Raw genomic sequence first — 25,217 nt, 5'->3', positions numbered from 1 at the left:
CTTATCGGCCCCAGCAGCGGGAAAAGTGCTTTTCGACGGCCCTGATGCCGAGAGCCGTCGTCTGCCCCATGATGAGATAGACGAGGGCCGCCACCCCATAAAACAATAAAGGCTGCCGTGTTGCGCCGGATGCGATCGTCGACTGTCGGAGAAGTTCTACAAGTCCGATGATGGACAGAAGAGCTGTTTCCTTCAGGACGGACTGCCAGATATTGCCAAGAGCCGGGAGCGCAAATCGGAGTGTCTGGGGAGCTATGATGCGCCACAGTAAGACATTAGACGACATCCCACAGGCCTTGCCTGCTTCGATTTGCCCACGTTCCAGACGACAGTACGCACTGCGAAAAGCTTCCGTCTGATAGGCGCCGGAAACCAGAGCGATGGCAACAACACCAATGACGAACGAAGGGAGCGAAAAGAAACCGGGGAAGCCTGCCAGATGCATTAGATGCGTCAGGGCAAGTGATCCCCCAAAATAGAAAAGGTAGACGACCAGAATTTCCGGAATACCGCGGAACAGGGTTGTGTAGAATGTCCCTATCCAACGCAGAGCATGGTTTGGGGAAAGTTTCAGAGCTGCGCCGGCGGTGCCGAGAAGGCTGCCGAGCGCAAAGCTGCACACTGCTGCTGCCAGTGTCAGAACCGCAGCTAACAGCAGAAGTTTCCCCCAACCGTCTGGGCCAAACCCGACGAGAGCCAGACTTTGTGTGTTCATCCTGTGGCTCCCGTATTAAAGCGAGCACAGGAAAACGGCGTCAGAAGCGGATCAACCTTTCCGCTGACAAGCGATCGGCTCACGACATGGCCAACGGCTGGGGCAAGCTGGAAGCCATGACCGCAGAACCCGAAGACATTCCAGAAATCTGACGTGTTTTTGCCTGGCCCTATGAAGGGAATTCCATCAGGTGTGGAGCCTTCGAGCCCGGTCCATGTGCGCAGGACTGGTACATGTCCCAGCCCGGGAAAGGCTTCCAGAGTAGCCGCGGCACCCTGCGTCATCCGGTCCATCACGGTGAAGGAGGTATCATGGTCCGCGCAGGGCTTTCCAAGAATTCCTCCTCCGATCACCAGCGATCCGACGGCGCTCTGCTTGAACGATAGCGGACGGTCAATCCCGATCACAACGGGTTCCAGAAAGGGTTTCGTCCGCGCCGTAACCATCATGGAGGGGGCAACGACTTTCAGGGGGAGTGTCTGTCCATCCATGGCTGCGATCTGTGCTCCCCAAGCCCCGGCGCAGTTAATGAGAACGCCAGTTTCATACGCACCTGATGAGGTTTCAACAGCCCATCCGCCGCCGGGCACCCGATCCAGCCCCAGAACACGGCAGTTTTCGACAATCTGTGCACCTGCGGCGATAGCTGCCTCTCTGAAGACACGGGTACTTGCCGCCGGATTTGCATGTCCGTCGTCCCTCGATATGAGGCCCCCCATGGCTTTGTCTGTAAGGCCAGGCAGCATTTGTCGGACGTCTTTTGCTGACAGGAGTTCTTCTGCGCCTAATCCACGCTCTTTCATGTCCTGAGCGCGGTTATACGTCCAGGAGAGCTCGGCCTCATCAAGTGCGACGGCAATTTGACCAACTCCAAGGCGGATTTCACAGGACGCTGCGGCGTCTTGTCCGACGAGCTGGTCAAGATGTTTCCAATGGTGCATCGCGAGTTCGGAAAGAGGGTATTCCCGCCAGTCGCGCATCAAAGTCCGCAAGCCCCCGGCATTGACGCTGGACGCATGGCGCCCTGCGACATTCTTATCGAGTAGCGTCACGTTCCAGCCCGCTCTTGCCAGAAACAGCGCAATCGAACAGCCCTGAAGTCCGGCGCCAATTATAAGCGCGGTTTCATTCTGCCGGAACATCAACCGTCTCCTCTACGCCATGTTCGGGCTTGTCTTCGAGTGTCAGGCGTATGGTGGCTCTGGGGTCAAGGCCAGACAGGTTCGCTATCGCACCTAGCGGTATGGGACGGATTGGGGGGCGTCCTCTGAACGTAGGCACACACGCGGTAGCGGGAGTGTGTTCCTGGAGCAGGCGGGCGGCTGTCACCATGCAACTGCGTCCCTGACATGGACCCATACCACAGCGCGTTTCACCGCGTAGCGCATCCATGTTTCTGAAACCGGAGCGTATCTTCTCCCGTAGATTTCCAGCTGTCAGTTCCTCGCAACGGCAGACAATCGTGTCGTTCTCTGGAAGGGCACGAGACAGACCGGGTGGAAACACAGCATCCAGAAATGGTCGTACTGAGAGGGACTTTCTGACGGAACGAACAGCCTTGCTGCATGGTCCTGTTCCCCGACCCAGATCAGCCAGGATAGATTGGGCTGCCAGTCTGCCGTGCGCCATTGCGGCATCTGCCCCTCCGATCCTTCGGGCATCCCCCGTGACGCGAATGACGCAACGTCCGGCATACAGTTCTGGCGGGAGAGACGAGGCTGTCTGGCCGTCAAAGGTTGTATCCGGGCGCCAGCTTGCATTTGCATCGTCCCACTGAAGGCGAAGTCCCGCGCTATTGGGGATATCGATGGATGGCACAATGCCGTCATGGACGATCAGCAGGTCGCAGGCTTGCGTTTGGTGTCTGCCGTTCACAGTAAAACTGATTGCTTCGACTTTCTGGTGTCCATGTGCGGCAAGATCCTTGAGTCCTGTCACAGACTTCACACCCGCAACTCTGAGACGCGCAACCCATCCGAGCCCCTTTATGAGGGGAAGTAAACTACCCGGACGCAGATGGCTCACGCCGAAAAGCGCATCAGCAAAGCGATCAGTACGGCCGATCAATGCTGGTTTGATGCCCAGTTGATGCAACTGATTTGCCAATAACAACAACAAAGGGCCTGTGCCAGCAAGGACAACGTTGCTGGTAGGTTTGAGGTGTCCTGCCTTCAGAAGTGTCTGGACGGCCCCCGCGGTCATGACGCCGGGCAGCGTCCATCCCGGGAATGGGACGGGCCGCTCCATTGCGCCGTGAGCCAGAAGAACCTGACGTCCCCGCACATAGCCAGCATTCATGCCCTGTAACCAGCCGACGGTTCCGTCAGGCCGCACTTCCCACACGGTTGTCTGGGGGCGATAGTCAATCCCACGGAATGTCCGGAAGCGCTGGATCAGCTCAGCGCCCGCTTTATAGGCTGGTCCAAGGGCGACCAGAAGCGTTTGCCCTGATGGGTTATTGTTGCGCAGATTAGCCTCAAGGTTACGGAAAATCTGGCCGCCTGGGGTCGGCTGCATGTCCAGAACAATGACGGAGCAGCCCGCCTGAACGAGCTCGACAGCCGCCGTCATTCCGGCAGGGCCGCACCCAACGATGATAACGTCTGCGTCGTACGGAGGAATGTTGTCTTGTGTCATACTTCAGGGTGTTTCAAAGCCAGAGGCGCACCCAACTGACGGCGGATTTTCATGCCGTCACGTACGACCGTCAGGCACGCCTGTTGATTGGCAATGCCGTCAATCTCCACAAGACATTCGAAGCAGTGTCCGATCATGCAGTACGGCAAACGCGGGGCACCGGAGACAGGGCTCAGACGGTTATACGGGATGCCTGCCCGGAGCATGCAGACGGCTACAGTATCTCCGGGGCAAGCAATGATCGGTTGGCCATCCAGAAATAGAGTGATGGCGTCTGGGACCGGGCCGAGTGCGGCGAACAGCTTGAAACCTGTATCAGCAGAAAAAGATTGCTCAGCCGTATCCGGAGCAGATGTCTCGGGCGGCGAGACATGGGTTTTGATGTCATTCATGAATCGAAATATCCGTGCCGAACCATTTTTCAGAGAGCGCCTGATTGGTTCCATCGCTGTTGACGGATGTTAGAGCTGCGTTGAAGGCGCTGCGCAGGCTGTCATCATCTGGTCGGAACGCGATATTGGTTGTGTCTGATCCCAGTACGCCTCCGGAAAATGTAGGTCCGGTCAACACGAGTGCGCCTTTGGGAGCCGCTTCGATCATTGTCTTGAAGGTCGTGACGTTGGCGATGGCAATGTCGATGCGGCCGGCCATTAACTCAAGACCTAACTGGTCGACGGAAGAGTACTCCATGACTTTCAAACCCGGCAGATAAGCCTCGGCAAATCCTGCGGCGGTCGAGCCTGTTTGAACGCCAAGCACTTTCCCTGCGAACGCAAGGTTCAGCTCTTCCAGTGCAGCTTTGGCATCTTGGGGGGAGCGGGTCAGATCCAGAGGAATGCCAGCTCTGGGCAGATGGGTGAGGGCGCTCTTGCCAGAGGTAAGAAATCCATTCGGAGCATGGGTGTAGGGGTGCGAAAATGAGACAATTTTACTGCGCTCATCTGTAATGCCCATGGAGGCAATGATTGCGTCGTATTGCCCAACGCGCAGCCCGGGAATAAGGCCGTTCCAATCCTGCGTAACGATTTTACAGGTTGCATTCATCCGGTGACAGAGAGCCTTCACGAGATCCATTTCATAGCCAGCGTATGAGCCATCCGGCTTTGCAAACGCCCATGGTGGATAGGTCCCCTCCGTAGCGACTGTGATGTGGCGAGGGTAATCTTCTGCGACGACAGATGGCGGACATGCCAGAAGCAGGAACGGAATAAGGAGACATGTCGCACGAACTGGCATTCATGAAGTTTCCGCTAAAGGCGTGTCAGGAAAGGCTCACTGGATCGATTTAGAATTTTAAATGCGATATCGGAATATATTTCTTCTTGGCAGAAAGCATAAGCTGAGCTTACGCTTTAAGGATGCAGTCGTACCGTATCCCTTCCTTGAACTGGCTTCGCGTTTTCGATGCCGCAGCGCGACATCAGAGTTTTGCCTCTGCAGGGCGTGAGCTAAACATGTCTGCCGCCGCTGTCAGCCAGCAGATCCTAGCGCTGGAAACCTATCTCAAGAAGCCATTGTTCCTGAGAAGTGCCAACAAGGTTCGGCTTACGCTGGAAGGAAATGAGTTCCTGCCGACCGTGCAGGTTTCTCTTAGGGCTATCGAGGCGAAATCTGCGTCTTTGTTTCCTCGGCGTGAGCTTGAGCGTGTTTCGCTTGTCGCAAGTCAGCTTATGGCTCTGAGCTGGTTACCGCGGCGCCTATGTGCCTTTGAGAAAAAGCATCCATCCGTGCGGGTGGATTTGATCATCGAAGATGCCCAGAGGCACCGGGAGCCGGACCTTGTCATCCGTTTTGATTATGCCATGTCCACGCGTGAGCATCCTGGCTGGTTAATGGGAATAAGCCATGTGGTGGTCGGCCAGCCGGAAGACGTAGATCGTATTACGACTGCAGACGCGGTGGCAGATTTCAAGCTCCTTGATGTGAGGTCACATGCGGTCGGATGGAACACACTCTTGGCTCGTTATCCCGGTGTTTTTGAAGAAACGTCTTTAACGATTGAATCTGTGGACACAACGCCTCTTGCCCTCATGATGGTCAAGGAGCGTTCTTCTCTGGCTCTTGTTCCCTGGCCGGCGTCCCAAAATCTGGTTGAGGCTCTCGGGTTGGCTGTGTGCAGCGCTTTACCTGCGATCCCTGGGTTGGGAAATTATTATATCGAGCAGTTTTCTGGTCACGGCGTACGACCTGTCATTCGCACGCTTTTTGAAGAGCTCCGAAAGTACAGCAATCCTACCTGACGGTGAGGGGCCGTCACACCAAGTTGACGGCGATTGTTTGCGAAGAAGGCAATTGAGGCATACTGTCAGGCTCTGAAAACAATGCCTTTATTTTTGGTGCTCGCGGGTATTCTGAATATTGGACGGCCGTTGATCCCGAGATCTGTCCGAAGACTGCTTCCTGTGTTGGTAATAATCTGAATCCGTTGTCATCTACAATGGATTTTCAGATGACTATCGATTGGAGTTTTTAGTTGGGTCGATCTCAAATTAAAATATCCGTTTCTTATCCAGAAGAATTATTGATCGATATTGGGAAATTTAATTTAGAGCCAAAGATTCCATTTTCATTATCCAATTTCTTCATAGTATCACAAAAAAGATATTCACGGTCGATTGATGAGAAAAATGAAAATTTTCCCTTAAAGGAAATGATGTGAAATAAATATGGAGTCAATAATATATGATATGCGTGTTTCATTAATATATCTGAAAATACGAATTATTCATATTGAAGGAAATATTACTTTTTCTTTATGCGGTGGGTAATTTTTTATTTTAATAATTAGAAAAATTATCTGTCTGATATTTATGAATAATAAATAAAGGAGCAAAAGTAACTGAAGCAAAAATCCAAAAGCCAGAAAATAAAATTATCAAATTTGATGCATAGCGTTCACATTGGAGGTAAAATGTCGAGCGATGTTCAGGAAAAATCAAGACCATGGGTGATAAGTGGTCTGATTTTCGTGGTGAGTTTAACCCTGGTTATCGGGGGAACAGAGCTTATTTTCTTGGGAGGAAGTCCGTACTATCTAGTTAGTGGTTTAGCATTGGCTGCGAGCGCAGTTCTGGCTTGGGCCAGACGTGGTCTCGCTTTATGGATTATAGCGCTTACCATATTAGGCACCTTGATCTGGTCGATCGCAGAAGTTCACCTGTCTTTCTGGGAGCTTGAGCCACGGCTTGTTGCGTTCATTATCTTAGGCCTTTTGACGCTGCTCCCATGGTTTAGAGGTCGGCTTTCACCGATATCACGTGTCGCGACATATTCAGTCGGAGGGGTTACAGCCGCCGCATTTTTAACTCTTGTAATTGCTGCGCTTCAGCCTAACGGGATTTCTGGCAGTGCGCAGTTGGCGTCTAATGGAACAGAGGGTTCTGATACGTCTGTTCCTGATCAGGACTGGCGATATTATGGCCGAACGCAAGGGCAGGACCGTTTTTCTCCTTTGAAACAGATTAATGCCAGCAATATCAAAGACCTAAAGCTGGCATGGAGTATGCACACCGGTGACACCATGCATGCTGGTGAAGATCAAGGCGGCACGGATGGTGGCCATGAATTCAATTTTGAGAATACGCCCATCAAGGTGGACGACACTCTCTACGTCTGCACCGGTCATAGCTGGGTTGAAGCGATTGATGCTGCGACGGGAAAGATTAAATGGAAATATGATCCCAAGGCCAACACCGGACCAGACGTATATCTCGCATGCCGCGGTGTCGCTTATTACAAGGCGCCTGAAGGGGCGAGTAGCGAATGCCCGGAACGGATCATCGCTCCGGTTCTTGATGCCCGGTTGATGGCTCTTAATGCCAAGACAGGTAAGCCTTGTGAAGACTTTGGTGATCACGGTTTCATTTCATTAACGCAGTACCTGGGGCACGTTCCTGACGGGTTTCATTTTGTGACGTCGCCCCCGATGATCATTAGTGATCGGGTCATTACGGGAGGATGGATTTTCGACAATCAGGCGACGTTTGAACCATCCGGTGCAGTTCGCGCGTTCGACCCAGTGACAGGCAAGATCGTATGGGCATGGGACGTGGGCCATAATCCGCAAACCTGGACTCCTGGGCCTAATGACGAGCTCACCCGTGATACGCCGAATGCGTGGGGCGTTTATACGGCGGACCCGAAACTTGGTCTTGTCTATCTGCCCACTGGCAACGCACCACCGGACTATTTTGGTGGTCACCGACGTCCATTCGACGACAAGTTTAGTAGTTCCATCATTGCGTTGGATGCAAAAACCGGTGAATTGCGCTGGCATTTCCAAACCGTTCATCATGACGTCTGGGACATGGATGTCCCGGTTGGTCCATCTTTGATTGATTTGCCGGGTCCTGACGGATCAACGATTCCAGCGCTCGTACAAACTACCAAGCGTGGCGAGTTCTTCATGCTCAACCGCGAGACTGGAAAACCCGTGGCGGAAGTTCAGGAGAAAAAGACGCCACAAGGGGCTGTTCCGGGCGACTGGACAACACCTACACAGCCGTATTCGGTTGGGCTTCCCTCTGTTGCCCCCAAGGATCTGACAGAAAAGCATCTATGGGGCGCTACGCCGATTGATGAGATGCTATGCCGGATCGAATTCCGTAAGGCCGCGTATCAGGGCCAGTTTACGCCGCCGCAGCTAAAGGAAACGATCGTTTATCCGGCGTTTGATGGTGTTGTGGACTGGAATGGCGCGTCGGTCGATCCGGTCAACAAACTTGTCATTTCCACAGCCAACTACATTCCTTTCATGTTGCGCATGGCACCGCGTGGACCAGTTGAAAAGGCGGGTTTTGTGCCGACATGGGACGGGAGCGGCAACGAGCCTCATGTAAAGGGCGGAGTATATGGCCCACAATATGGTACGCCCTATGTCGGGTACGTTCATCCATGGCTCAATCCGCTTATGGTTCCTTGTGACGCGCCGCCTTGGGGTACGTTGACGGCAATCGATCTTGTAAGCCGGAAAATCGTCTGGCAGCACCCGATTGGTACGACCCGTGATACGGGGCCGTTTGGAACCCACACCAATCTTCCATTACCAACCGGTATGTTCAACATCGGCGGTACGATGGTGACGGGAGGCGGACTGGTCTTCCTCGGTGCGACGGCAGACGATTACCTGCGGGCTGTTGATGAAAGCACCGGCAAGGTTGTCTGGAAAGCACGTCTGCCAGCGGGTGGGCAGGCAAACCCGATGTCCTACATGATCAATGGCAAGCAATACATTGTTATTGCCGCTGGAGGCCACGCCGGCATGGGAACACGAACAGGCGATTATATTCTCGCCTACGCTCTTGATGATGGGCAGACGTCTCAGGCTCACTGATCTGTTTTTTAGGTCGGGTTTCTATTATGGAAACCCGACTATCATCATGAAGCTTCGTTATTTTCGTGAAAACAGATCAAGTAATGCTCTATGGACGTATCAAGGGAGGTTCCCTAACGCGGCGCAGTCATACAGCATTTTAGATAGAGTAGGGAGGCTGAATATCAGTCGTCCTTTTTCGTTTACAATCAGGATGCCCTTGATCCGGCAATAAGAATGTCGACGAGGCGCTTTGCACTTGTTTCCCACCCGGGACCGGCTGAAAAGTTCGACACGCCAGCCAACGCTCGGAGCAGGTCGAGTGGCTCGATCTCAGCGTTGAGATCTCCATTTGCAACAGCTGCTGCTACGAGTGTGTCAATTGCTCTTTGAAGCACAATTCCGGACTGAGCATAGAGCGCGCTTGTTCCGCCAACCAGCCCGTTAAGTGCGGGTGCAATGACCTGCTTTGCGGCAATGTAATCTACGAACAGGCGCATCCATGCACGAAGTGCTTCGACTGGTGGATGCTGCGTGGCTAGGACAGGGGCTGCGTCTGCGAGGCGGTCGAGTTCAATACGGTAAACAGCCTCAATGAGAGCATCGCGGTTGGAAAAGTGCCGATAAAGCGTGCCGATCCCGACGCCTGCACGGCGTGCAACTTCATCCAGGGGAATGTCGATCTCCCCTGCCGTGAATGCGGTTTTCGCCACGTTCAGCAAGTGCTCTCTGTTGCGCTGACCATCGCTGCGCGGTCTGCGTCGAAGTTTTTTGTCCTCAGCCATTGGCTCCCTCTTGTTAAACGGAGGATGCCTCCGCATATGTAAAACGGAGCAATGCTCCATATATCATCTCGCGTGTGGTTTCACCACGCCCAGGAGTTTCACGAATGACGAAGATTTTTGGCGCAAGATCAACAACCGGTGATGTTCTCTCTGGTCTGTCCCTCAAGGGAAAACGCATTCTCGTAACAGGCGTTTCTGCGGGCCTGGGCATCGAAACTGCACGTGCTCTTGCTGCTCATGGTGCACATGTTGTGGGGGCAGTGCGCAATCTGGATAAGGCTGAAAATGCGACTGCTCAGGTTCGTGCAGACGCCGAATCTGGGGGAGGACAATTTGAGCTGATTGCGCTGGATCTTGCAGATCTCGGCAGTGTCCGGGCGTGTGCGGACCAGTTGAACAGTATTGGTCTATCTTTTGATCTGGTCATTGCCAATGCTGGCGTCATGGCTACCCCGTTCGGGCATACGAAGAACGGGTTCGAGACACAGTTCGGAACCAATCATCTTGGTCACTTCGTTCTCATTAACCGGATAGCGGGGCTTATGAACAATGGCGCCCGACTGGTGAACTTATCGTCCGCAGGTCATCGCTTTTCAGATGTCGATCTGGAAGATCCGAATTTTGACCACACGTCCTATGAGCCATTTGTTGCTTACGGGCGCTCCAAAACCGCCAATATCCTCTTTGCCGTCGCGTTCGACGCGCGTCATCGTGCTCGTGGAGTGCGGGCTACAGCCGTTCATCCTGGCGGTATCTTGACTGAACTCCCTCGTCACATGCCTGCAGGAGCAATCGAGGCTATGGTCACAGGCATCAATGAACAGGCGGCCAAGGAGGGAAAGCCGCCATTCCAGTTCAAGACCATCCCGGAAGGCGCCGCTACATCAATTTGGGCGGGGATCGTGGCGGATGCAGATGCTATAGGTGGTCGCTACTGTGAAGACTGCCACGTGAGCCCAATCGTCTCTGATGATCAGTCGCTTGGTCTGGGGGATGAGGGCGTGCGGTCTTATGCGCTCGATCTGGCTCATGCCGAGGCTCTTTGGAAGAAGAGCGAAGAGATGGTTGGAGAGAGCTTTTCCTGAAATGTAAGCATGTCCCATGTCTTGAGATCATGCGTAGTTTTGACGTCCAGCACATGGACGCAGTGAATATTTCTAAGGCTAAGAGGCGATGGTCGTCTCTTGGTGCTTTCATGCAAGGAGGCTGATTGCCGTGCGTCTTGTTGTTTTCGGTTTGCCCCTCCTTGTCGTGATCCTGAACTGGCTCTGGCCGCTTCCGTTGCCTCTCGCTGCGAAAATGCTCGGAAGCGTTCTGGTGATCGTCGCAGCGCTTTATCATTACTGGTCCAGGCTCTCATCGGGCTCCGTTTTCGCTCCGGAATTTCCTCGACCTTTCGTCGTCCTATTCAACTGGGGTTTTGGGGCAATCCTGTTTCTCACGCTGTTCCAGATTGCGATCGATGTTGGTGCACTGGTCTTCGCTCTCGCGGAATGGCAGCCAGTCCATATCTCCGCTGGTGCGCGAGAGGCTATTGGCGCCCTTGCGGGAGTTCTGGCTGCTGTGAGTGTTGCGAACGCTTTGCGCGTACCGCCCGTCAAAGATGTAACGATCACCATTCGTGGTCTGCCCAAGGTGTTTGATGGATACAGGCTGCTCCAGTTGAGTGACATGCACATCAGTCGGCTGTTTCCGGCCAAATGGGCTGCGGCAATGGTCGAGCGTGCCAATGCGGCAGACGCAGACATGATCGTTGTGACGGGAGATTTTATCGACGGATCTGTGGAGATGCGTCGTGCTGATGTCGCGCCACTCGGCCGCTTGCAGGCGCGTGATGGTGTACTGGCAATTCCCGGGAATCATGAATATTTTTTCAATTATTCCGACTGGATGCAGCATCTGTCGGGATTAGGCTTCCATATGCTGTTGAACGACCATGCAGTGGTTACCAAGGGGCAAGATCAGTTGGTAGTTGCCGGCGTGACAGACAGGTCAGCGCCCGGCCATGGGCAGCCTGGCCCAGATTTAGAGGAAGCCCTTAAAGGGAGCCCGGACGGAGCGCCGGTCATATTGCTCGATCATCAACCTGGGGATGCGCGTGTCTCAGCTGAATATGGCGTTGCCCTGCAGTTATCAGGGCACACGCACGGCGGAATGATTTTGGGGTTAGATCGTTTGGTGGCACGCGGTAATAACGGTTTCGTCTCCGGGCGCTACAATGTGGGTAATATGACGCTCTACGTCAGTAATGGGACCGGGTTGTGGCCAGGTTTTGCACTGCGGCTTGGCAGACCATCCGAGATCACGTGTTTTCATCTGCGGACTGAAGAAAATTGAAATCTGCGTCTTTCATAGAGGCGTTAGACGAGCGAACCTTAGAAAACGATACCCGTCCCTTGGCGGGGATTGGGGTGCCAAGGAAGAGGCTACGCCGAAAATAAAAAATCAACGCCTGAAAACCGGCGACATTTGAGAGTTGGTGGCTATAGGTTTTATGAATGCTATTCGATCTTCCTGACCCAGACACTCTCTATGCCGCTCTGCTTGCCCGGAACGAATATTTCGACGGACAGGCATTCGTTTGTGTGTCGTCAACCGGGGTGTTTTGTCGCCTGACCTGTCCGGCCAGAAAACCGAAGCGCGAGCATTGTACGTTTTACCCGACGATTGGGGACTGTATTGAAGCGGGTTTTCGTCCATGCAAGCGTTGTCATCCGCTTCAGGCTGCAGCGCTTGCCGACCCCGCAATTTTGGCTCTTTTGCAAGCTTTGGATACACGTCCTGATGTGCGGTGGTCCGAAGACTGTATTATCAGATTGGGTTACGACCCTTCTACAATCCGCCGTAGCTTCAAGCGACAGTTTGGAATGACATTTTTGGAAATGGCGCGGCAGAGGCGTCTGAGAGAAGGGTTCGAAGCGTTGGCCGAGGGTGGCAAGGTCATTACGGCTCAACATGAGGCCAGCTTTGAGTCGGCAAGTGCGTTTCGGGCGGCTTTTTCTCGTCTGCTGGGATGTACACCGGGAGAATTGCGTCCCAATAAGCTTTTACAGGCGACGTGGATACCGACACCTTTGGGCGATATGATGGCTGTCAGCAGTCACAGTCATCTGCATCTTTTAGAGTTCGTAGATCGAAAAGCGCTGCCCGCAGAGCTCAAGAAACTTAACAAGGTCTCGCCGGGGGGAATTGGTATCGGCCACATGCCTCCATCGGAGCAGGCTGAGGCCGAACTCGCGGCCTATTTTTCTGCGCGATCAGACAGTTTTCATACCCCTCTTGCTGTGAGCGGAAGCGCCTTTACACAAAAGGTGTGGGAGGCTTTGCGAACAATTCCTGCTGGTGAAACCAGAAGCTATTCTGATATTGCACGGCAAATCGGCCGTCCCTCCGCAGTGAGAGCTGTTGCGCGCGCTAATGGAGCTAACCAGATAGCGCTGATGATCCCATGTCACCGCGTTATTGGCGCGGATGGCTCCTTGACGGGATATGGTGGTGGTCTCTGGCGGAAACACAGACTTATTGAGATCGAACGCGAGCTTAAAAAATCGAAAATAGGATAGGAGTTTTTGAGATCTAATATTCTATAATTTTACAGAAAAAAGAAAAATATTTTCAGTTAGTTACTTTATATAAAATGTATTTCATTTATTAATTTTAAATATCTTGCGGCAATCTCTGAACGCGACTGCGGATTACCTGCTCCTCGTAGTCGAGTTCACGCTGAATGTCCCATTCCGTCTGATCATTGATGTCGCGTGCGTCCACCAGCGCATGAAGTGTTTGTCGCTGCAGCCTCAGGACAATCAGGCGCAATGCCAGTTCGATCCGTTCACGGCGCAGCGCCGTCGTCCGCGTCAAAACTGGGGACTGGGTTGGGCCATCAATTTGGCTGAGGCGGTTTTCATAGGTCTGTAGCAGGCGTCCGAGAACCTCTAGCCTCATATCTTCGTTGCTATGATCACTGTCTGCCTGGTCAAGGGCTTCACTCCGGTCTTTCTCTGTGCGGCTTTGTTCACGGTGCAGAAGCTGCAAAGTCGCTTGAAGCAGGCGCTGGCGGGCAAGACTTTCTTCCTGAGCGTGCTTGTCTGCCATATCGCGTGGCAGATATCGGATACACAGCGGAATAGCGATCGCTGCCATAACGAGGGAAAGAACAATGACCCCAGTTGCGACAGTAATTACAAAGCTGCGTTCAGGAAACGCTTCCGGGTCAATCCCGATAGCCGGCAGTGAAAGCACTGCTGCCAGCGTGACGGCTCCACGGACACCGGAGAAGGCGAGCAACACAACCTCGAGGATATGTGGGAACGCGAAGGTGCGGTGTGACATCCGGGCAGTTGCCCATCTGCGAATGATGGAAACCCAAATTCCACAAAAGCGGATAATGAACATAATGGCATAAACACTCGCAACCAGTAACGAGAGTTGCCAGAAATGCGCGCTATGCTCGTGAGCCAACTCGACCCCAGCATCAAGCAGCCAGGGGAGTTGCAGCCCTAGAAGGAGGAAGATCAAGGCATTAAACACATAACTGACAGTGTCGAGAACTGTGCTCGCCTGCAGTCGGGTCGAGGTTGCAGCTTCGTCTGATACTCCTGTCAGTTTGATAACCATGCATCCGGCGACAGCTGCCAAGATGCCTGAAGCATGTGCTGTCTCGGCTGCGAGATAGATACCGAATGGCAGAAGCACGATCATCAAAACCTGCATGAGAGGATCGTCAAATCCGCGGCGAAGCAGGATGCGCTCAGCGCGTACAGCAATCCATGCCAGTCCAGCTCCGATGGCTAATCCTCCGAACGAGACCAGCAGGAACGAACTGAAAGCATGACGGTACGAAAATTCTCCCGTCATTGCGGCAATCATTGCAAAATGAAAGCAGACAAGGCCCGACGCGTCATTGAACAGAGCCTCGCCGTTCAGGATATGGATCAGCCGCTCAGACACCCGGCGCCCTGCAATAAGGCTGGAGACGGCAACGGTATCTGTGGGAGAGAGGGCGGCAGCGAGTGTAAAGCATACCGCGAGACTAACGGCCGGGATCATCCAGTGAATTGCGTAGCCGCAAAGGACTGTCGAAATCACAACAAGGCCGAATGCCAGAAACAGAATTACGCTACGGAGTTCTGAGAACTCACGCAACGGCATACGAAAAGCGTCTGTGAAAAGGAGTGGGGGCAGGAAAACCAGCATGAACAGGCTTGGCTTCAGTCCAATATGCAATCCGAGAAGAGACGCAATAATACCGAGCAGGATCTGAACCAAAGGGGCAGGGACACGATTGGAAAGCGCCTTAACGGCCAGACTGCTTACAACGATCATGGCGAGGAGGACGAGAGTGGTTTCTGCTTCCGACATACATAGTCTTTCGGCCAATTTTTAGAAGCAGGCAAATGTTTCGTGAATTTGAAATTTCTGAGGATGTCGCTTCATTATAATTATTGGCGCTCCAGGCATGTTGGGACCTTATCGGCGCATCATATATTTCCTCATCCTAAGTAATAGATTTTGTTCTAAAAACTCCTTTTCAAAGGCGGGAAATTACATTGGAATATGAATTTCCCGTCTTCTTTAAGTTCCTCGTGAAAGATCTATCACAACTTTTAAAAAGCTGTTGAGACCGTGCCTGTAACTGTAAATCTGGGTTCCAGAATAAACTGTGCACCAGAACCCGTATTAGAGAGATTTCCGTTCATAAGGCGGACCTGGCTGGCATTTGTGCCGACGCCAACAACTCCTGTTCGCAGGATGGCACCGGTAAGATTGGTAAAGTTCAGTCGGATTGTTGGTGACTTTGCATGCCAGAGAGGCTTGAAGTGATAACCAAGTGAAAGCGTATTTGTGAAATAACCTGGCATCCGCTGGTCCCCCGCAAGCGTTGTGGATTGCGGGCCAGTATAGTGAAGGGCACCGTTAGCAAAAATGCCTTTATAGGTATACGTCAGGCCAAAGTTTGCCATGAAATGTGGAGCTAACGGGGCCTGCTTTCCTTTACTCGCAAAGGCCGTAAGACTTCCGTTAATATCTGAAGCAGCAATATTGGTATCAGTTGTGGCGTTGAGGTATTCTATAGAAAAATAAGGGCTGAGCCCGTGAATAGGCTGTGTTGATACCATCAAGTCCACGCCGCGAGCGGTTTGATTCCCAGCATTTACGACGCCAGTCTGGTTGTTCCCGACATAAGTGGAAAGGAGGCGATTTGTGATATTGTAATTGAACAGATCAAGATCGACGATGAGGTATTTATCGTTATAACGATAGCCGAGCTCTTCTCTGATCGAATACTGATTTTTAGGCAATGTTCCATCAATATTCGTATTTGCTACCGCAGAGGATGCGGGCTGTCTGAAGTCACCTTCTGCATTCATGTAGAGTTGATGGTGCTCATTGAAGTGATAGCTAATTGACACATGCGGCAATGGGGCAGTCAGGTTCTGTCCAAGCTTTTGCTTGCTTGGATAAACGATATACCAAACATTCGACATGACATATTTGAAGCCAGCATTAACCAAAAGGTGGTCGTGGAAGTATTTGGCAGTGTCTTGGAAAAATAACGAATGAATTTCAAAGCCTGCCGTGTTGCCTGGGTAAACGCGGCTGCCGTTTCGATAGATCTGATAAGTAGAATTATTGGGGCTTGGATTAGCGCCTTCGGCAGTCGTCACGCTGCTTGGAAAATGCTGGGTGTAATCCTGATTTTGGTACCAATAGCCAAGTTCAAAGTGATTGTGCTTATCGATATCGTATCCAAGAATTGCTGTTAGGCCGACGCTGAATGCGCCATCCTGCAAGAAAAAGCTGGTTACGGGAGTTCCGGTGGCAACCGGCACTCCGGATTTATAAGTATTGCCGCTCGTTGCGCCTGAAAAAGCGCCCGCGCTTCCGCTCCATCCGCGTCCCCAGTTGTAGTAGGGGCGGAGATCAAAATGCAGGTGTCGTGTGAGGACAACATGCATTGGCGCGGTCAGGAAAAGCTGCATCCAGTGGTTGATGTTGTTTTTCCAGTAATCGTTACTGGCCGCATCGAATTCAGCTTTCCGTCCGTAGCTATTTCCCGTCCGTTTGAAATCATAAAACTGATTGGCGGTGCCATATCTGTCGACAACGAAGTCTTCGAGGTTCCATCCCATGAATGCGCGGGCATATGAGCCATTGGCCCAGTCTTTCCGCACGCCAACATCCACGTGAATCTTCTCGTTGCGGCCTCCGCCAAACCATGAGCGTGCCTGGGTATGGGCGAACGAGACAAACCCTCTGCTTCCCGTGTTTCCAACGTCTCCTGATTCCAGTCGAATGAACTGGCGTGCCAGATTGTTTGTGCCGTATGAAAAATCCATCGTTCCCCCAAATTTGTGTGAGGGATCGTGAGTGGCCTGATTTAAAACGCCAGCGGCTGCTGATGTTACGGGAAGATCAATTGGAGACGAGCCCGGCATCATGCTGACGCTGTCGACGTCTTCGGATTCAACGTTTTCTGCCATATACGCCGCGCTGGCTGCAGGGCCACCATCAATCATGAGTGCCATATCAGCATCTGTCAGGCTTCGGCTTTGAATGCGCCCACCTTGCAAGCCAGACGTATCGGTGACTGCAATGTTAACGCTTGGAAGATTTCGAACGAGTTCGAGGGCAGTACTTGTGGGGCTCCGCATATCAATAAACGATTTTGTAATAGTCTGTACTGCGTATGGGGCAGTTTCAACACGCATCATCCCGCCGCCTCGGCTCCGCTGTATGCTGGACACGTGAACAGTTTCATCTGCCGTGGAATTAATTTCCGTACGCGCATGTCGGGGTTTCGGATGTTCTGACACACTGGGAATGTCGTGACGACGTGAGCGGGCCTCCCGATGAGGAGTAGATTTTTCCGCCTCCTGTTCGGTCGCAGCGGCCTGTGCTTCCGAGAAGGATGTGGCGTCAATGATTCCGGCTGGTAGGCTGGTTCCCAGGCAAGTCATGACGAGGAGGCGCCGATTTAACGAACGAATTTTCGGAGCACGAGAACGCATCACATGGCTTCCTTTCATGTGGAGGGTTCGAAAAACCCTTGGCTCTGAGCTGTTCTGTGTGATTCCATTTCTTCGGCGTTGATTGGGGATGGTGGAAGATGAAGCAGCCTGGTTTCTTTGATGTTGAAGAGCGCCTTGCTCGGCTGAGCGGGCTTGGCGATCAGCTGGAGGCCTTTTCCCGGACTGTGGATTTTGAGGTGTTCCGCCCTGATCTGGAGCTGGCTCTGGCCTATTCAGACGGAAGTAAAGGCGGACGTCCGCCGTTTGATCCGGTGCTGATGTTCAAAATTCTGGTCATCCAGACGTTGAACACTTTGTCTGATGAACGGACAGAGTATCTGATCAACGACCGCCTGTCGTTCATGCGCTTTCTGGGATTGGGGCTGTCGGACCGCGTGCCGGATGCCAAAACGGTCTGGCTGTTTCGTGAGCGTTTGACACAGGCGGGTGCCATTGAAAGGCTGTTTGACCGATTTGACGCGACCCTGCGGAACGCCGGTTATCTCCCGATGTCCGGCCAGATCCTGGATGCAACACTGGTGGCTGCTCCAAAGCAGCGCAATACGAAGGCTGAGAAAGCGGATCTCCGGGCAGGACGTATTCCAGAAGACTGGCAGGACAAGCCCGCAAAGATGTCGCATAAGGATCGTCATGCACGATGGACACTTAAGTTCACGAAGGCGAAGCGGCAGGACGATGGAACCATACCGTCGAGCGATCTCGCCATCCCGTTCTTTGGCTACAAATCCCACGTCTCCATCGACCGGAAGTTTCGGTTCATCCGAAAATGGAAGACGACGGATGCCGCCGCCAGTGATGGTGCGCGATTGAGAGAGGGGCTGTTAGATAAAACCAATACGGCCTCAAGCGTTTGGGCTGATACAGCTTATCGCTCGAAAGCGAATGAGGACTTCATGGACAAAGAGGGTTTTGTCTCAAAGGTTCACAGAAAAAAGCCGCATCTCAAGCCTATGCCCCGACATATCCAGAAATCGAATGCTGGAAAGTCCGTGATCCGATCGCGCGTCGAGCACGTCTTTGCCGACCAGAAATCACAGACGGGATTGTTCATCCGAACTGTCGGTATCACCCGGGCCACCATGAGGATCGGGCTGGCCAATATCGTCTACAACATGCGCCGCTTCCTCTTCCTCGAAAGATTGAACGCGAGCGCATAGTCATCCAGCGGGAGAGCAGTCCCCGATCTGCTCAAAACGCAGATCAAAAGCTCCCCCAAAAACCGTCAATCAAATCGCCAAAAGCCTGAAATCACGAGCCAGGCGCATCAACCAACGGTTCTTCGATCCCTCCATGTGGAACCAAGTTGCTTTTGTTTCTTATCATTATGGATTTCGACCGAGCGATAATGCGGGTTTAATCCATAACGGAAACGTAACCTAAATTGGTTTTTAAAATAAAACGGTATTTTTAAATTTGAAATTTCAAATTATGTTCTTGAATGTTGCAGTTAGAAATAAAATACTAACAATTAGTAATTTATCTTATTGTGGAATTTTTATATTCAGTAATATTTACTTATATAGGTGGATTTCTCCCCCTGTGTCTGACGGAGCCACGCCGCACCAGTGCGATCGGTGTTCTGATTTCCATGGCGGGACGTGCTGGGTTACCCATGGTTGCCAGCAATTGGCGTACACCTTCGCGTCCCATGGTCTGTGCATTCTGTCGAATAGTCGTCAGGCGCGGTGTGACCATGTCAGCCGGAGCGATATCATCAAATCCAAGAATGGACAGATCACCAGGAACGGTAAGGCCTAGGTCAAGAAATCCTTCGATCAGGCCAATCGCAATATAGTCACTGCCAGCAAAGACTGCATCAGGCCTGGGGTGCATGGCAGATAACGCTACCGCCGCCTGGCGACCATAATCACGGCTATAAAGGCCATTCAGGACAAGAGCAGGGTCAAATGAGAGGTTTGCTTCCTCTAGAGCCTGCCTGTAACCCGAAAGGCGTTCACCCGCGCTCATCAAAGCAGATGGGCCGCTCACGTGAGCAATAAGTCGATGCCCTGTGCTGATAAGATGTCTGACGCCGTAGAGTGCGCCCTGCACGTTGTCACAGAAGACCTTGCTTGCATGGCTGCCGGGAATATCTTCATCCAGAATAACAATATTCCGGTAGCGATTAAGGTGATCTCGGAGTTGCCCGTCATCCGGTCGGTTTGAAACGAAGAGCAGACCATCAACCATGTGAGTGTCGAGCCATCGAAGAAAATCAATCTCGCGCAATACGTCATTGCGGCCAATTCCCAGAATCAGGCCATAGTTGGCTGATGCGGCTTCGAGTTCAGCACCTTCGGCAAGTTCGGCAAAAAACTGATCTGAAATTTCAGGCACAACTAGCCCGATTGTTTCGCTTTTCCCTTGGCTTAAGCGTTGCGCAAAGTGGTTTCTACGGAAGCCAAGGGTTTGAATGGCTGCCTCCAGTCGCGCCGCAGTTTCGGCAGGCAGCACGAGTTTGTTGTTCAGATAGCGAGAAACGGCGCCTTTCGAGAGGCTAGCTAAAGTGGCGACGTCACTGATTGTAGGGCCTTTACTCATCTGAAGCTCAACTTGTCAGGCATGGGGTTGGTACGATTTAGAGCTGCATCTCAAGGAAATGAGGGTATGCAACTCCAGATCGGAATCGTTATGTTGCTTATTGACAATGATATGATCCGAAAGTTAGTTATTGTAAACCGGTTTACTGACAAAGTGAGGTCCCGTGTCATATATGGCTTTCACCGCCCACATCCCTGGCGCTCCAATTAAGAGTAGTGCGGTTGTGGATGCCATTCGGTTGGTGGTGGAAGATTTTCATGACCGGGGTACCAATGTTGTATCGGGGAAGGGAGGAAAGACTTTTTCTTTTTTCCCAACCTCTGTAACGGATAATATTCCTCCGCTTTCGCCTGAGCTGGCGGATGCTATCTGTTTGCTTTCTCGTCTCCATATAGCGCACGCAGACGATGCGACGCTGGGTGTGGGGGAGGAAGATAGAGGCGCTATGATCACTGCGGATATTCTGCGGCAGTATCGTCTCCCGCGCACCCTTGCACGCTGGACGCCTTCAGGTGCTCCTGGGGAAGTTAAAGTCCCATTGAGTAACGAGTATCTCGCAGAAGGGTCAACGGATCTGTACCTGAACGGTGTTCGCGCCACGGACCGTATTATTCTGATCGACGACCTGATTAGTACTGGAGGAACACTGGTTTCGCTCATTCAGGCCATCACCACCACCGGGGCCGAGGTCCTTGAAATTTTTACGATCGGCGAAAAGACTGAGAACAAAGGCCGGGATTTCATTGCGCAGCATACGGGGCTGAAGGTTAAAACGCTTTTGGCGACGGATCTGCATGATGATGGGCGGGGCGTTCGCTCGCGCGTCATGCACGTCAATCTTGGAATGCTTGACGAAGCCTGTTTTGCTCAGGTCTCGCAGCATTTTCCACCTGGCTTTTGTCGCATTGGAAGTGGTGCCGAAAGCCATTCAGGGGCACACTCATGACGCAAGTGAAGCCCTATCACGCTCGCTGGTTCCCCAGGTCATCTTTAGAGGAAGCGACGATATATTCCGAGAGCTACTCTGTTCCGCTAAGGGACGGTTCGGTGCTTCAGCTGCCCCTGCGAGCGCTTCCAGGTGGAGAAATGGCAATTGCGCTCCTTATGTCTAATCAGACAAGCTTTACTGTCGAGCATGAGATCATTCGCCTGCTGACTGATCTGGTTCATGATCTTGCCCCTGAAGTCATCGTAGGGGTGCCGACGATGGGACTGGCTTATGCGCGTCCTGTAGCTCAGAATATTGGCTTGGACGATTATGTGGCACTCGGGCATTCGTGCAAGTTCTGGTACGATGAAGAACTTTCTGAGCCACTGGTTTCTTCAACCAGCCCACTTCACAACAAGCGGCTTTATCTTGACCCCGCGCTTGTAGAACGCGTGCAAGGGCGGCGTGTTGTTATTGTGGATGACGTCATTAACACGGGTCAGACCGCAGGGGCGGCCATCAGGCTTCTACGCAAGGCGGGAGCAGATATAGTTGGCGTTGTGGCGCCTCTGACCGAAGGATGGGCCTGGTACAGGGCTTTGAGCGAAATCGGGCCGGATCTTCCCGCGCTGGTTCAGGCGATAGGGCATATCCCCATGTTTCGTCTGGCGGGGCACGGTTGGACCCCTATCGAAGGGACGTGTACAAATGACCGTCCTTCTTCCCTGAACGGATGACACAGAATAAGGCAAGTTCTGTGAACGGGCGGCTCTGGCGCAAGTGGGCTGCTGCTGGTGTCTCAGCATGTTTCTTGCTGGCGTGCTTGCCCCACAAAGCGCGTGCTTCAGATAGTCTGCATCATGTCCGCTTGGTTTATTTTTGGCCGGTACAGGGCTTTCTTCTAATTCCTATCGTCGTTGCTCAGGAGCAGGGCATTTATCGACGATATGGACTGGATGTATCCATTGTTTTGCCTCCAGATGCTCAGACTACGGCGCGTATGCTCGCAACAGAGCAGGCCGAAATCGGCATGGAAGCGCGGACGGATGTGGTTTTTGCGGCAGAGGTTTCACTGCCGCTGGTCTCCATTGCCAATTACGATCAGCATAATAGCTGGTGCGTTGTCGGCAGACCGGGCGAGCCCATAGATCTCCGCACCCTTGAAGGTAAGAAAATAGGAATTTTTACCGACTCATGGACGGCGGTGATGATGCATCTGCTGTTTGAGAAAAGTGGTGTGAAAAATACGGAGAATGTCCAGCAGATCATTACACAGTTTGAAGACCTGCCATTACTACTTTCTGGCCGTCTGGATCTTGCCACCAATGCGGCGTCCTTTGCGATCGCGGCGTCCACAGCGCAAGACGGACAAATGCCTAGTCTGGCATGTCCGAATGTCACAGGGGTGCCAGACATTCCCATCTGGTCCTTCACGGCAACGCCTCAGTGGCTGAAACTGCATGGTGGGGATGCCAAAGCCTGGCTGGCTGCGACGCGTGAAGGTCTTCTCTGGGCGACCGCTCACCCGACCGAGGCGGCAGCCCTCTTCAGCAAAATTTATCCGGAAGTGGATAGTCCGCTCTACGATAAAGCTGGCTGGGCGGCGGCTGTCCCTTATTTTGGAAATGGTGACACTGCTTTGAGCCAGGCATCGCAGTCCTGGTCAGAGCTTGCGAGTGAAATGCATCGCATTGGTCTGATTTCAAAAGTTCGTCCGCTGGCCACTTACTACACCAACGATTTTCTGCCGAGGTAGATCATGACTGCATCACTTCCCTCAGATCTGAGTCACTATACTGCTGCACAGGACATTGCTCGTGCAGTGTTGACCGATATTACAGCCCATATCGTGCCCGGTGCATCTGAGGTGAGTGTGCACAAGGCATGCCATGACCTCATGCTTGCACACGGAGCAACCGATTTTTGGGGCAATACGCCCGCTTTTGTATTGGCGGGAGAGCGGCTTCGGCTGTCTGTTTTTGATAGCAGTTATGTTCCGTCTCCGAAGCTGTTTGGCGAAAACGAAACCATTACGATTGATGTGGGCCCTCGCATTGATGATTACTTCGGAGATAGCGCACGAACCTATTTCCTACGTAACGGGATTATCGTGTCCGCCGCTGAAGCCGGCGAGGAAGAGGGGGAGGCCATGGATTTTGAAGCCTATCTTCATGGCGTCTTCATAAAGACTGTTCAGCCAGACATGACATTCGGGGATGTACATCAGAAGATGTCGGCATTGGTTTCTGAAAACGGGTATGAAAACCTCGATTTGCTCGATGCGTATGGTCACAGCATCGCTGCTTCTACCGATGATTTCATTATTATGGAGAAGAGAAATGAACGCCTTCTTGGGGATGTGAACTATTTCACATTCGAGCCTCATATCGCGAAGGTTGGTAGCTCTCTGGCCGTAAAATATGAGGAAATTTATTACTTCGATCATGGCTTAGTTAAAATGGTCTGACGGTCATACACGATCACCGTGCCGGGCTTGACTGAGGCACGCATTGGATGCGCCTTCAACAGAAAGACCTCATGATGCCCAATACCTCCGAAGCACTCTTTTCGCAGGCGCATACCGGTACGAACGGGAATACTCCAGGTCGTGCCGTCAAGCTTTCTATTGATGGGGTGTCGCATGCATTCGATGATAATCTCGTGCTGGACAATGTCAGCCTCGATATCGCACCGGGAGAGTTTGTATGCGTTCTGGGAGCATCTGGCTGCGGAAAAAGCACGCTGTTTAATGCGGTGTCCGGCTTGTTGCCTATCACTAAGGGCAGCATCAGGCTTGATGGAGAAGATATCGTCGGAAAGCCGGGTAATGTGGGTTATATGCTGCAGAAGGACCTGCTCCTTCCGTGGCTGACAGCGCTGGATAACATTGTTCTTGGGGCATCTCTGACCCGCGGTGCCACTCAGGATGACCGGCTTCGGGCTACGGCGCTTGCCACGCATTATGGTCTTGGTAGCGATCTGAACAATTATCCCGCGACCCTCTCAGGAGGGATGCGCCAGCGTATTGCACTTATGCGGACCATTACGGCTGGCCGGGATCTTATGTTGCTGGATGAGCCATTTGGCGCACTGGACAGTCAGACGCGACTGAGTATGCAGCAATGGTTGCTACAGGTCTGGGCTGAAACAGGACGTACAATCATGTTTGTCACTCATGATGTGGATGAGGCGATCTTCCTCGCAGATCGGATCGTCGTGTTGCTGCCACGGCCGGGACGGATCGGTCGTATTCTCAACGTTGATCTGGAGCGCCCTCGAGATGTTTCATGCATGACGTCCAGCACATTCATGTCGCTAAAAGCGGAAGCGCTTGATCTCCTTTATCGTTGAGCCTTATCAGAAATGAATTTTGGAATGAGCCTGATCCGGTCGATTTTTATTCATCCTGTGGTCAAATCCATGGGTTTTTGGTCTGTGGCCATGCTCATGCTTTTGGGGCTGTGGCAGGCCGTTGTTTCCGTGTTCCATGTGCCTGCTTTTGTCATTCCGTCTCCCGTCGCCACGATAAGTGCCTTGTTCCAGAATGAAGTCATGATACGCGGACTGTTGTGGCAGACTTTCAAGGAAACGCTGGCAGGCTATCTTGTCGGCGCAGCAGTTGGTGTGCTCCTGGCCGTCGTGATGTCACAGTTGCCGGGGCTGGGGCGCTTGCTATATCCGGCACTTGTTACATCCCAAGCCATTCCGATTGTGGGTATCGCAGCGCCGCTCGTAATCATCTTCGGCTTCGGTATGACGCCAAAGCTTATTATTGTGGCCTGGATCGTCTTCTTTCCGGTCGTAGTCAATATGATGGACGGGCTGGCGCATATAGATCGTGACCAGATCAATCTCGCTCGTTTGCTTGGCGCGACGCCCCTTCGTACATTTCTCTACATCCGCCTGCCAGCCTGTCTGGGACCGCTTTTTTCCGGCCTTAAGATCGGCGCTTCTTACGCTGTAACGGGGGCGGTGATCGGGGAGTGGACAGCATCTTCCAAAATGGGACTGGGAACATACTTGCTGGCGGCGAACGCGCAGATGAATTCTGTCGGGGTTTATGGTGCCATGCTTCTGATGACGTTGATTGGCATTGGCTCTTTCGCAATGCTGCTGCTGCTGGAATACGGCGCCATGCCATGGCGGCACAGAGCGACATCACCTTGGCGGCGTGCCCCACACCTTTGAGGGGCAGGGTACTTTTTGTTGGGGCTACAGGACTTGCTGCTTAAAGGACTACCCAGTGCCCCAATAAAGGAGCATACCA

The 25,217-nt window shown here is 52.6% G+C and carries 21 protein-coding genes; 12 read left to right on the top strand and 9 right to left on the bottom strand.

Annotation, left to right across the window (positions count from 1 at the left end; all coding sequences use genetic code 11):
* Nucleotide 1: 1 nt before the first annotated feature.
* Genes M2305_RS00135 through M2305_RS00115 form a run of 5 tightly spaced genes read right to left on the bottom strand, consistent with a single transcriptional unit; the run spans nt 2 to nt 4,588 of the window.
* Nucleotides 2-715, bottom strand: coding sequence for an ABC transporter permease (locus M2305_RS00135; RefSeq protein ID WP_264648177.1), 714 nt, complete (start codon nt 713-715; stop codon nt 2-4).
* Nucleotides 712-1,857 carry an NAD(P)/FAD-dependent oxidoreductase gene (locus M2305_RS00130; RefSeq protein ID WP_264648176.1) on the bottom strand — a complete coding sequence of 382 codons (1,146 nt, stop codon included), beginning with the start codon at nt 1,855-1,857 and terminating at the stop codon, nt 712-714. The genes M2305_RS00135 and M2305_RS00130 overlap by 4 nt, the downstream gene beginning before the upstream one ends.
* A complete protein-coding gene (locus tag M2305_RS00125; protein WP_264648175.1) occupies nt 1,841-3,352 on the bottom strand; it encodes an FAD/NAD(P)-dependent oxidoreductase in 1,512 nt (503 codons plus the stop codon). Before M2305_RS00125 ends, M2305_RS00130 begins: the two co-directional genes overlap by 17 nt.
* A complete protein-coding gene (locus tag M2305_RS00120; RefSeq protein ID WP_338085664.1) occupies nt 3,349-3,744 on the bottom strand; it encodes a (2Fe-2S)-binding protein in 396 nt (131 codons plus the stop codon). The genes M2305_RS00125 and M2305_RS00120 overlap by 4 nt, the downstream gene beginning before the upstream one ends.
* Nucleotides 3,737-4,588, bottom strand: coding sequence for a transporter substrate-binding domain-containing protein (locus tag M2305_RS00115; protein ID WP_211500924.1), 852 nt, complete (start codon nt 4,586-4,588; stop codon nt 3,737-3,739). The genes M2305_RS00120 and M2305_RS00115 overlap by 8 nt, the downstream gene beginning before the upstream one ends.
* Nucleotides 4,589-4,710: 122 nt before the next feature.
* Between M2305_RS00115 and M2305_RS00110 the strand changes: the two genes are divergently transcribed.
* Nucleotides 4,711-5,592, top strand: coding sequence for a LysR family transcriptional regulator (locus M2305_RS00110; protein WP_264648174.1), 882 nt, complete (start codon nt 4,711-4,713; stop codon nt 5,590-5,592).
* Between the two features lie 671 nt (nt 5,593-6,263).
* The gene (locus M2305_RS00105; RefSeq protein WP_264648173.1) at nt 6,264-8,684 is read left to right on the top strand and encodes a membrane-bound PQQ-dependent dehydrogenase, glucose/quinate/shikimate family; all 2,421 of its coding nucleotides are present in this window, start codon (nt 6,264-6,266) and stop codon (nt 8,682-8,684) included.
* A 188-nt stretch (nt 8,685-8,872) separates the two neighbouring features.
* On the opposite strand, the gene M2305_RS00100 is transcribed toward M2305_RS00105, so the two are convergent.
* Nucleotides 8,873-9,448 (bottom strand): TetR/AcrR family transcriptional regulator, encoded by a 576-nt coding sequence (locus M2305_RS00100; RefSeq protein ID WP_264648172.1) that lies wholly within the window; start codon nt 9,446-9,448, stop codon nt 8,873-8,875.
* Nucleotides 9,449-9,552: 104 nt separating this feature from the next.
* Here M2305_RS00100 and M2305_RS00095 point away from each other — a divergent pair, with 104 nt between their 5' ends.
* The 3 genes from M2305_RS00095 (at nt 9,553) to M2305_RS00085 (ending at nt 13,011) form a co-directional block, all read left to right on the top strand.
* A complete protein-coding gene (locus tag M2305_RS00095) occupies nt 9,553-10,533 on the top strand; it encodes an SDR family NAD(P)-dependent oxidoreductase (protein ID WP_264648171.1) in 981 nt (326 codons plus the stop codon).
* 130 nt (nt 10,534-10,663) lie between these two features.
* On the top strand, nt 10,664-11,785 hold the full coding sequence (locus tag M2305_RS00090) for a metallophosphoesterase (protein ID WP_264648170.1): 1,122 nt from the start codon (nt 10,664-10,666) through the stop codon (nt 11,783-11,785).
* Between the two features lie 161 nt (nt 11,786-11,946).
* Entirely contained in the window at nt 11,947-13,011 is a 1,065-nt protein-coding gene (locus tag M2305_RS00085) for a bifunctional transcriptional activator/DNA repair enzyme AdaA (protein ID WP_276556443.1), read from the top strand.
* A gap of 94 nt (nt 13,012-13,105) precedes the next feature.
* Here the strand turns inward: M2305_RS00085 and M2305_RS00075 are convergent, their stop codons facing one another.
* A complete protein-coding gene (locus tag M2305_RS00075) occupies nt 13,106-14,809 on the bottom strand; it encodes a Na+/H+ antiporter (RefSeq protein WP_211496163.1) in 1,704 nt (567 codons plus the stop codon).
* Nucleotides 14,810-15,054: 245 nt separating this feature from the next.
* The gene (locus tag M2305_RS00070; protein WP_264648169.1) at nt 15,055-17,163 is read right to left on the bottom strand and encodes a TonB-dependent receptor; all 2,109 of its coding nucleotides are present in this window, start codon (nt 17,161-17,163) and stop codon (nt 15,055-15,057) included.
* A 395-nt stretch (nt 17,164-17,558) separates the two neighbouring features.
* Here M2305_RS00070 and M2305_RS00065 point away from each other — a divergent pair, with 395 nt between their 5' ends.
* A complete protein-coding gene (locus tag M2305_RS00065) occupies nt 17,559-18,638 on the top strand; it encodes an IS5 family transposase (protein ID WP_015075063.1) in 1,080 nt (359 codons plus the stop codon).
* Between the two features lie 358 nt (nt 18,639-18,996).
* Here M2305_RS00065 and M2305_RS00060 read toward each other — a convergent pair whose 3' ends face one another.
* Entirely contained in the window at nt 18,997-20,022 is a 1,026-nt protein-coding gene (locus M2305_RS00060; RefSeq protein ID WP_264648168.1) for a LacI family DNA-binding transcriptional regulator, read from the bottom strand.
* A 373-nt stretch (nt 20,023-20,395) separates the two neighbouring features.
* On the opposite strand from M2305_RS00060, the gene M2305_RS00055 reads away from it, so the two are divergent.
* The 6 genes from M2305_RS00055 (at nt 20,396) to M2305_RS00030 (ending at nt 25,138) form a co-directional block, all read left to right on the top strand.
* Nucleotides 20,396-20,968, top strand: a complete 573-nt coding sequence (locus M2305_RS00055) for a type I phosphoribosyltransferase (protein WP_264648167.1) — start codon at nt 20,396-20,398, stop codon at nt 20,966-20,968.
* The gene (locus tag M2305_RS00050) at nt 20,965-21,687 is read left to right on the top strand and encodes a phosphoribosyltransferase (RefSeq protein WP_264648166.1); all 723 of its coding nucleotides are present in this window, start codon (nt 20,965-20,967) and stop codon (nt 21,685-21,687) included. Before M2305_RS00055 ends, M2305_RS00050 begins: the two co-directional genes overlap by 4 nt.
* A gap of 20 nt (nt 21,688-21,707) precedes the next feature.
* The gene (locus M2305_RS00045) at nt 21,708-22,706 is read left to right on the top strand and encodes an ABC transporter substrate-binding protein (RefSeq protein WP_264648165.1); all 999 of its coding nucleotides are present in this window, start codon (nt 21,708-21,710) and stop codon (nt 22,704-22,706) included.
* A gap of 3 nt (nt 22,707-22,709) precedes the next feature.
* Nucleotides 22,710-23,417, top strand: a complete 708-nt coding sequence (locus M2305_RS00040) for a M24 family metallopeptidase (protein WP_099212803.1) — start codon at nt 22,710-22,712, stop codon at nt 23,415-23,417.
* A gap of 71 nt (nt 23,418-23,488) precedes the next feature.
* Nucleotides 23,489-24,301, top strand: coding sequence for an ABC transporter ATP-binding protein (locus M2305_RS00035; protein WP_264648164.1), 813 nt, complete (start codon nt 23,489-23,491; stop codon nt 24,299-24,301).
* Between the two features lie 24 nt (nt 24,302-24,325).
* Complete coding sequence (locus M2305_RS00030; protein WP_264648163.1) at nt 24,326-25,138, top strand: ABC transporter permease; 813 nt, start codon at nt 24,326-24,328, stop codon at nt 25,136-25,138.
* The last annotated feature ends 79 nt before the right edge of the window (nt 25,139-25,217 follow it).

It is taken from the genome of Gluconobacter cerinus (genome assembly GCF_025961355.1).
GTDB lineage: Bacteria > Pseudomonadota > Alphaproteobacteria > Acetobacterales > Acetobacteraceae > Gluconobacter > Gluconobacter cerinus.
This window is presented reverse-complemented; position numbering and strand designations above follow the sequence as displayed.

Bases quoted from the DNA above. Each gene is read 5' to 3' on its own strand.
- M2305_RS00135 (WP_264648177.1), bottom strand. From the start codon at position 715: ATGAACACACAAAGTCTGGCTCTCGTCGGGTTTGGCCCAGACGGTTGG.
- M2305_RS00130 (WP_264648176.1), bottom strand. From the start codon at position 1,857: ATGTTCCGGCAGAATGAAACCGCGCTTATAATTGGCGCCGGACTTCAG.
- M2305_RS00125 (WP_264648175.1), bottom strand. From the start codon at position 3,352: ATGACACAAGACAACATTCCTCCGTACGACGCAGACGTTATCATCGTT.
- M2305_RS00120 (WP_338085664.1), bottom strand. From the start codon at position 3,744: ATGAATGACATCAAAACCCATGTCTCGCCGCCCGAGACATCTGCTCCG.
- M2305_RS00115 (WP_211500924.1), bottom strand. From the start codon at position 4,588: ATGCCAGTTCGTGCGACATGTCTCCTTATTCCGTTCCTGCTTCTGGCA.
- M2305_RS00110 (WP_264648174.1), top strand. From the start codon at position 4,711: ATGCAGTCGTACCGTATCCCTTCCTTGAACTGGCTTCGCGTTTTCGAT.
- M2305_RS00105 (WP_264648173.1), top strand. From the start codon at position 6,264: ATGTCGAGCGATGTTCAGGAAAAATCAAGACCATGGGTGATAAGTGGT.
- M2305_RS00100 (WP_264648172.1), bottom strand. From the start codon at position 9,448: ATGGCTGAGGACAAAAAACTTCGACGCAGACCGCGCAGCGATGGTCAG.
- M2305_RS00095 (WP_264648171.1), top strand. From the start codon at position 9,553: ATGACGAAGATTTTTGGCGCAAGATCAACAACCGGTGATGTTCTCTCT.
- M2305_RS00085 (WP_276556443.1), top strand. From the start codon at position 11,947: ATGCTATTCGATCTTCCTGACCCAGACACTCTCTATGCCGCTCTGCTT.
- M2305_RS00075 (WP_211496163.1), bottom strand. From the start codon at position 14,809: ATGTCGGAAGCAGAAACCACTCTCGTCCTCCTCGCCATGATCGTTGTA.
- M2305_RS00070 (WP_264648169.1), bottom strand. From the start codon at position 17,163: ATGATGCGTGTTGAAACTGCCCCATACGCAGTACAGACTATTACAAAA.
- M2305_RS00065 (WP_015075063.1), top strand. From the start codon at position 17,559: ATGAAGCAGCCTGGTTTCTTTGATGTTGAAGAGCGCCTTGCTCGGCTG.
- M2305_RS00060 (WP_264648168.1), bottom strand. From the start codon at position 20,022: ATGAGTAAAGGCCCTACAATCAGTGACGTCGCCACTTTAGCTAGCCTC.
- M2305_RS00050 (WP_264648166.1), top strand. From the start codon at position 20,965: ATGACGCAAGTGAAGCCCTATCACGCTCGCTGGTTCCCCAGGTCATCT.
- M2305_RS00040 (WP_099212803.1), top strand. From the start codon at position 22,710: ATGACTGCATCACTTCCCTCAGATCTGAGTCACTATACTGCTGCACAG.
- M2305_RS00035 (WP_264648164.1), top strand. From the start codon at position 23,489: ATGATGCCCAATACCTCCGAAGCACTCTTTTCGCAGGCGCATACCGGT.
- M2305_RS00030 (WP_264648163.1), top strand. From the start codon at position 24,326: ATGAGCCTGATCCGGTCGATTTTTATTCATCCTGTGGTCAAATCCATG.